Source organism: Endozoicomonas sp. ONNA2 (assembly GCF_024606365.1).
GTDB lineage: Bacteria > Pseudomonadota > Gammaproteobacteria > Pseudomonadales > Endozoicomonadaceae > Endozoicomonas.
Genome location: NZ_JAHHPO010001056.1, coordinates 1 through 7,845 on the forward strand (window position 1 = coordinate 1; position 7,845 = coordinate 7,845).

6 protein-coding genes are annotated in these 7,845 nt (G+C 50.0%); 2 read left to right on the forward strand and 4 right to left on the reverse strand.

Annotation, left to right across the window (positions count from 1 at the left end):
• From KDK14_RS18755 to fadB, 4 genes are all read right to left on the reverse strand, one after another.
• Positions 1–962, reverse strand: a 962-nt coding sequence (locus KDK14_RS18755; RefSeq protein ID WP_257266731.1) for a DUF499 domain-containing protein, incomplete at its 3' end; no start/stop codon positions are given.
• Positions 963–1,037: 75 nt separating this feature from the next.
• Positions 1,038–1,226 carry a helix-turn-helix domain-containing protein gene (locus tag KDK14_RS18760; protein WP_257266732.1) on the reverse strand — a complete coding sequence of 63 codons (189 nt, stop codon included), beginning with the start codon at positions 1,224–1,226 and terminating at the stop codon, positions 1,038–1,040.
• 604 nt (positions 1,227–1,830) lie between these two features.
• The gene (gene fadA, locus KDK14_RS18765; protein ID WP_257266733.1) at positions 1,831–3,003 is read right to left on the reverse strand and encodes an acetyl-CoA C-acyltransferase FadA; all 1,173 of its coding nucleotides are present in this window, start codon (positions 3,001–3,003) and stop codon (positions 1,831–1,833) included.
• A gap of 221 nt (positions 3,004–3,224) precedes the next feature.
• Positions 3,225–5,372: a fatty acid oxidation complex subunit alpha FadB gene (gene fadB / locus KDK14_RS18770; protein WP_257266735.1), complete on the reverse strand. Its 2,148-nt coding sequence runs from the start codon at positions 5,370–5,372 to the stop codon at positions 3,225–3,227.
• 511 nt (positions 5,373–5,883) lie between these two features.
• Between fadB and KDK14_RS18775 the strand changes: the two genes are divergently transcribed.
• Entirely contained in the window at positions 5,884–6,327 is a 444-nt protein-coding gene (locus KDK14_RS18775) for a universal stress protein (RefSeq protein WP_257266736.1), read from the forward strand.
• 300 nt (positions 6,328–6,627) lie between these two features.
• Entirely contained in the window at positions 6,628–7,800 is a 1,173-nt protein-coding gene (locus tag KDK14_RS18780; RefSeq protein WP_257266737.1) for a hypothetical protein, read from the forward strand.
• Positions 7,801–7,845: the final 45 nt, after the last annotated feature.

The window sequence follows — 7,845 nt, forward strand, 5'->3', positions numbered from 1 at the left end:
GTATCAGGATAGACTGGATGGCAAGCTTGCAGGTGGGAAAAAACGAAGTAGTAGGACTCTGGCGACTCGTTGGTGATGTCCATCTGCCTGGCCTGTTTTACGGCCTCGGCGTATTCTTCCGCTACTGCCTTGATCACCGACTCATCCGGCATTTCTTCAAACAGGCGGGTGCGCAGGATGTGATACAGCTCATCGCCTTGGGCATTAACCGGCTCCAGTGGCAATGCGGAACGGTTGGTTTCTTGGGTCAGGTTGTCCAGCGCTTTGTTCAGTGCGCCGGAACCGCCTTCATACGAGGCATTCAGGTCGGAAATAACCACACATACGTTGGATAGCTCCGGGCGGTCTACCGCCACCATCAGGTTGGACAGTGCTGTGGCGGTTACCACGGACAGGTCGGAGTTACCCACTTCAATCGACTGGGCATTGTCCAGGTACGGGGGCAGCTCATCCAGAAAGATGATGGTGGGTTCGCCTCTCAGCAGGTTGATCCAGGCGGTGGTACCCGGCGCTTTGAGGGGCGCATAAAGGTCTTTAAAGACATCTTCCCTGCCCAGCTGTTTTGCCAGCTCACCCCAGACACCAAATTCCGCATCGGATTCACGGCCATTAAAGCCAATAACGCGCACACGACCGATGCGAGAGCCCGGGCCATCTTTGCCCAGCACTTGCTCACGGAGGTTGGGATGCTTGGCCAGCAAGCCAAGGGCAATCATGTTATGGGTTTTACCACCACCCATGGCCTGAGACAGCAGATAGGTGCTGGCCTGGTCGTTGCGGTTTTCCAGACGCTCAAAGGCTCTTTGCAGCAGAGTCTGCATACCGCCGGTGATAAAGTTTTCTTCAAAGAACTTCTCACCATCAATCCGATCTTGCAACAGGTCGGAAATATTCAGTACCACATCCCTGCGGTTGCGGTCGAATACGCTCTTTCTGGGCTTACAGGCTTGGCTCAGGAACATGGGTTGTTGTCTTTCCTTAAACGTACGTTGGTCTATTTTGTTGGCAATAAAATGGGTTAATAGCGACCGGTTCCGTCAGCTAGCGAGCTGCGGCTGTGTTGATTGCTGCTGTATCCATGTTTCAATGGCTGTGCGCTGGAAACGCCAAGAGCCACCGACTTTGAAAGCGGGAATCTTTTCTTCTGAGGCGAGCTTGTAGATCGTTCGCTCATTCACCTGTAGGTAGTCCGCTACTTGTTTTATGGTCAGGATCTCGTTGGTCATGGGTTGTGTTTTGGTCGTTTGGCCTGAAGTGCAGGGAAGTTCAAAATTTTCAATAATCGGGAATCGAGTAGAAATTATTACAAATAGTAATTAAGGGCAAGCGAGATTATAACTACTGAAACCACCAATAATCCTGCTATCTTTGCGCAGAAGCAGTTTTGTGACCGGGTTTGCATAGGCATATTTCTATAAACGGTCTACATTTTGAGCTGGTTCCAGAAAAGGCGAAGTGTTTATTGCACTACTAAGGCAAAGGTTCACTAATGTCACAAGAAGACGAACGAACAGATTATGTTGAACTGTCAACAGAGGGAATTCAAGATGGCAACTCAAGGGATTATTCTACACGGAAATACTTCCCGGATTTGATGCTATTAAAGCCATAGATTCTTTTGTTGCGGGATTTTCCTGGTTTACGCTTTTTCATGGAAGTACACCTCTGGCCAAATGCTGACCAGAGGTGTGTTTTGTCAAATTATGTTTCAGGCATTGTCACGGTATGATTCCACTATCGTCACAACATTCTTCCGTCACAACATTCTTCATATTGCCGCTTTATGCTTCAAACGACACATTCTTTATAACGGACATTTCAAAGGAACGTTCAAACCCTTTCAAAAACGGTAGTGATACCCTGACCAAGACCAACACACATGGTTGCCAGCCCCAGCGTACCGCCATTTTGTTTCATCACATTCAGCAGCGTTCCGGAAATACGGGCACCGGAGCAGCCAAAGGGATGACCGAGCGCAATGGCACCACCATTGAGGTTAACCTTTTCCTCCATCTTATCCATCAATTTAAGGTCTTTCAGGACGGGCAGTGCCTGGGCGGCAAACGCCTCATTCAGCTCTACATGATCAATATCATCAATGGTCAAGCCCATACGCTTGAGGGCTTTCTTACTGCTGGGGACCGGTCCGTAACCCATAATGGAGGGATCAACACCAGCAACCGCCATGGCCCTGACCACCGCCATGGGCTGCAAACCGAGATCCCTGGCCCGCTGGGCAGACATCACGATCATACAGGACGCACCATCGGTAATCTGGGAAGACGTTCCGGCCGTCACCGTCCCCTTCGGGTTAAATGCAGGCTTGAGCTGTGACAGTGCCTCTACCGTTGTTTCCGGGCGAATGGTTTCGTCCTGAGTGAAAAGACGGAGGTTGCCGTCTGCATCATGCCCCTGCATGGGGATAATTTCATCTTTGAAGTTACCCGCCTCGGTGGCAGCCCAGGCCCGCTGGTGTGACCGGGCACCAAATTCATCCTGCGCCTGGCGGCTGATACCGTGCATGCTGCCCAGCATTTCTGCGGTCAGGCCCATCATACCGGCGGCCTTGGCACCGTATTTGGACAGCCTCGGGTTCGGGTCAACCCCGTGCATCATGCCCACATGCCCCATGTGCTCGACACCACCGACCACAAAGACATCACCGTTATTGGTCTGGATAGCCTGAACGGCTGTCTGCAGGGCGCTCATGGAAGATCCGCACAGGCGACTCACCGTCTGGCCTGCGGCGGTATTGGGAATGGGTGTCATCAGCGATGCCATTCGGGCGATGTTCCAACCCTGCTCCAGGGTCTGGTTGACGCAACCCCAGATAACATCTTCCACCTCAGCCGGGTTCACGTCAGGATTGCGGTTAAGTACGCCGGTAATCAACTCGGCAGACAGATTGTCAGCACGGACATTACGATACATGCCGCCCTTGGAACGCCCCATGGGGGTACGCCCGTAGTCAACAATTACAGCATCTCTTGGATTCAGGCTCATGATATTCTCTTTTATAGTCCCTGAAAATGGTTCAATAACGTAAAACTCCCGGGAGCCTGTCGGACTTAAGACAGTCCTACTGCGGTTGCGATAAATTGGTCTAAAAATTCCTGCCTCTTCGTCAAATAGCCCCGCTATTCTCCTCAGAAGCAGAAATTTTTATCCTCAATTTCTCGCAATCCTCGCTACGGACGCTTAAGTCCGACAGGCTCCTGGAGCCATCAACCGTAGAAGGTCTTGCCTTCACGAGCCATTTCCCGAAGTTTGTCAGTGGGCGCATACAGTGGGCTGATATGAGCGTATTTGTCGGCAAGCTCAACAAACTCGGCCACACCTATGGTGTCAATATACTTCAGGGCACCACCACGGAAGAGAGGGAAGCCAATACCCATAATCAGTGCCATATCCGCTTCAGCGACGGAATCAACAATACCATCTTCAAGGGTACGAACGGTTTCCATGCACAGTGGGATCATCATGCGGGCGATGATTTCCTCATCATCAAAAGGTTTTTGTTCAGCACACACCTCACTGAACAGGCTGTAAACCGCCTCATCAACTACCTTCTTCGGCTTGCCTTTTTTATCCTGTTCGTACTTATAGAAACCGGCACCGTTTTTCTGGCCATAGCGCTGGTTTTCATACAACACATCAACAGCGGTTTTGAAGTCACGCTTCATGCGATCCGGATACCCTTCAGTCATGACGCTTTGCCCATGGTTACCGGTATCAATACCCACCACATCCATAAGATAGCCAGGGCCCATTGGCCAGCCAAAGCGTTCCATGACCTTATCCACCTGCCGGAAGTCGGCACCATCACGGAGCAAGCCAGCGAAGCCACCAAAGTAGGGGAACAGGACACGGTTCACCATAAACCCCGGGCAGTCATTAACCACCACCGGTGTTTTACCCATCTTGCGGGCATACTCAACCACGGTTGCTACAGTGGCATCACTGGTCTTCTCGCCACGGATAACCTCAACCAAAGGCATCGCATGAACAGGGTTAAAGAAGTGCATGCCACAGAACTGTTCCGGACGCTTCAGGTCCCTGGCCAGTTCATTGATGGAAATAGTGGAGGTGTTGGACGTCAGAACGGTGTTCTCGGACACCTGGTTTTCTACGTCGGCCAGAACGGCTTTCTTGACCTTGGGATTTTCCACAACGGCTTCAACCACCACATCGACGCCCCCGAAGTCACCATAGGACAGCGTCGGTACAATCTTATTCAGTACACTGCCCATCTTGCCGGCATCCATCCGCCCCCGGGAAACCCGCTTGGAGAGCAGTTTGGTGGCTTCGAAAAGACCAAGGTCGAGACCTTCCTGATTGATATCTTTCATCAGGATTGGCGTACCTTTCAAGGCGGACTGATAGGCAATCCCTCCCCCCATGATGCCCGCACCCAACACCGCCGCCTTGTTGGTTTCAGCGGCAATACTGGCGGACTCCCTGGCCTTTTTCTTAAGGAACTGATCGTTCAGGAACAGGCCAACCAGGGCATTACATACTGAAGACTTGGCCAGTTTGATAAACCCTTTGGCTTCCACTTCAAGGGCCTTGTCACGGTCCATAAAGGCGTGCTTCTGGATGGTCTTGACCGCCGCTATTGGTGCCAGCATATGGGGCCCGGCCTGTTGTTTCACCACGGCAGATGAGGTTTCAAAGACCATCATCGATTCAACCGGCGGCAGTTTCAGCTTACCTTTTTTCTCCTGCTTTCTGGCCTGATAATCCAGCTCACCATCCAGGCAGCGACGCACCAGTGCTACCGCGGAATCTTTCAGTTTCTCAGGGGCAACCACGGCATCCACTGCGCCTGCTTTCAGCGCGGCATCGGGGCGATACTCCTTGCCACTGGCAATCCACTCAACGGCATTATCCGCGCCAATCAACCTTGGCAGCCGGACGGTGCCACCCCAGCCCGGATAGATACCCAGCTTGACTTCCGGCAAGCCAACCCTGGCAGCTGTGGAAAGTACCCGGTAATCGGCACACAGACAGATCTCAAAACCACCACCGAGGGCAATGCCATTCACGGCAGCCACCGTGGGCATATCCAGATCTTCAAAACCGGAGAATACCTGATTAACCATCATCACTCCGGCCAATAACGTCTCATCATCCTGCCTGAAGGCCCGGGTGAATTCATTGATATCAGCCCCAACGACAAAACCCTCTTTGCCACTGGTGAGAACAAGCCCTTTGATATTGTCATCAGCACGGATGGCATTCAGCGCAGCGCCAAGATCCTCAATAGCCGAGTGGCTGAACTTATTAACACTTTCGCCGTCGAGATTGAACTGCAGTTCGGCGATACCATCTTCCACAGGCAAAACCCTGAATGCCTTCCCCTGGTAGATCATGAACTTCTCCTTACGGATTGAAGATAGATAGACTGACCATAATCTGACAACAACCTGCCATGAACAGGCTAATTCATCTGTTGCATTAACGCTGACAGCTATCTGATTATTATTGCTTTACTTCCTGACGATACGCTGGCTTTTACCCAGTGCTTCCCAACAAATTCATACGATCGTTTGAATTCAGTGCCTACCTTGTGTGAAACGGTTTGTAAAGTCAAGCCTGAAACACCCTGAAAATGCCACCTTTTACACAAGCGCACCCATTGATATATGAACCACTCTCGAATCTTAATCATTGTTGATGGAAAATTACCGGACAGATAGCTAATAAAACGATGAATAAAACCAGGATACGCCTTAAAATGGCAATGCCATAACTTGTTCATGCCCTCCAACAACTTATCAATACATCTTATTGATAGTCATGAGAAATCGCGACAGCGGTCTGGTAATCCAGATGTTACAGGGCGGATCAATTTTTGCTTCTATTGAAGAAGGAAGACAGCTTATGAGCCTCTACAAGCATATTCTGGTTGCAATCGATTTGTCTGACGAAGCCGACGAGGTACTCGAGAAAGCCAAATCCCTTGCCGAAAAAAACCATGCCAGACTGACCATGGTTCATGTTGTCGAACCACTCAGTGTTGCTTATGGCAGTGATATCCCTCTCGACCTCACTACCCTGCAGGATGAAATCACCGAACAGGCAAGAGAACGCATCGCCCGGCTGGCCGATTCAATCCAGCTGAAAAAAGGTGAACAGCATGTGGTCTATGGACGACCCGAGCGGGAGGTTCATCGAATTGCCGAAGAGTCAGACGTCGACCTGATTGTGGTTGGCAGCCATGGCCGTCACGGACTGGCACTGATTCTCGGTTCCACTTCCACCAGTATCCTGCATGGGGCCAACTGTGATGTACTGGCAGTGAGAGTCGGTAGAAACGACGGCTAATCTTGATATTTAAGGCACCTTTTAAAGAAAGAGCCACAGCACCTCTGTGGCTCTCCTCATGTCACAAAACAACTTCCCTGTTTCATCCTGATTCTGGAACAAATGTGTCGTTCCACTTTGGCAGTAGCTTGTCGAACTGAATGGCCATTTTTTCTTTAAAATCACCTGTAACAACATCACCTTTGACAAAGAAGAACCATCCAGACCGTTAAAATCACGGGGCGGTGGGGAACTTTTTGAGGTTTATCCAATCAAAAATTATGGAGAACCAAAAATATAATAAGGAGATTTGCAAACCTTATGAACTCAATTTCAACGCCCGGTGTATGCCCTGCCCCTGACCCTGTCAGCTTGTTTAACGATGGCAGATTAATGTTAAGGGCTGTTGATGCACGCAAGGGCAAATGGCACGGATGGGAAACAAAACCGGTCACGGTGTTGAGTCCCCGATGCAGAAACCCTTTATCTGAAAATTTTGAAAAACGGGTATTCAGGCAGACACCATGGATAGTCACCATGTTGCGACCCGTGGATGCTGTTAATTTACTATGGGCCTATAAAAGAGATGCCTGGACGGATGACAAGGGCGATTGTCAGCCTTCACACACACAGCACAAGCAGTTAAAAAAAATCACTGACCTGGCAACGCTTGATACCAAGATGGAAGAGTTGCATCACGATCGCACTGGCATCTTTCTAACCACCACTTCCGGAAGTATTGCCAGCACCGGTTGTCTGCTGCACCAGTCCTCCCAAAGAAAAGACACCGGCAAAACCTACCCGGAGATTATTTGCCACCTCAATTTTGGCCTGATGCATATCGGATATCTTCTCGATTTTACCAGAGAATCAACATTTGAACGGGTCGCCGGGATGATGCAGAACATTCTGCTGCTCGAACTGGGAGATAATGCCAGCGGCCATGAGGAATTTCGTCAACCTGTGCAGCTGTCGGTGTTCGATAGAGAACGGGGGGAACTATTCCCGCCGGTAAAACTGCAGCGCCATGAAGTAGAGGCTATTTCCGCGAACGCCAGGGCATTCTCCAAATATGCTCATGCCATGGGTCAGGATATCACCCTGTTTAAAGTACTGTCCCAGTACGGTGGTGATCGTTTTCTGCAGCTACTGATCCATATTCCGGAAAGTGTCAAATCCGTGGCAGAGACAGAAAAAAATCTGGATCAGATAAAAATATTAACAACGCCCAAACTATTGAAATCATCCAGCCTGCCTGAATTACTGGCAGCCATAGAACATGCCCGGCTACTTAACGTCAATTTACCCGTTCGGTTCCTGACAGATATAGTTGACACAAGACCTATCTATCTATTTGAAATAGCAGAATTCAGACACCGGGAGAAATATTTCTGCCAGGAGATGGATTTACTACCCGCGTTTCGCTTGCAAGAGCTTGAATCGATGTTTGCCAGGCAAGCGGTGCTCTGCAGAAAGGCATTAACTAACACCTGAATCCGTAAGGTTTTGATTGCACCGGAAGAATTTTACCAATTTAAT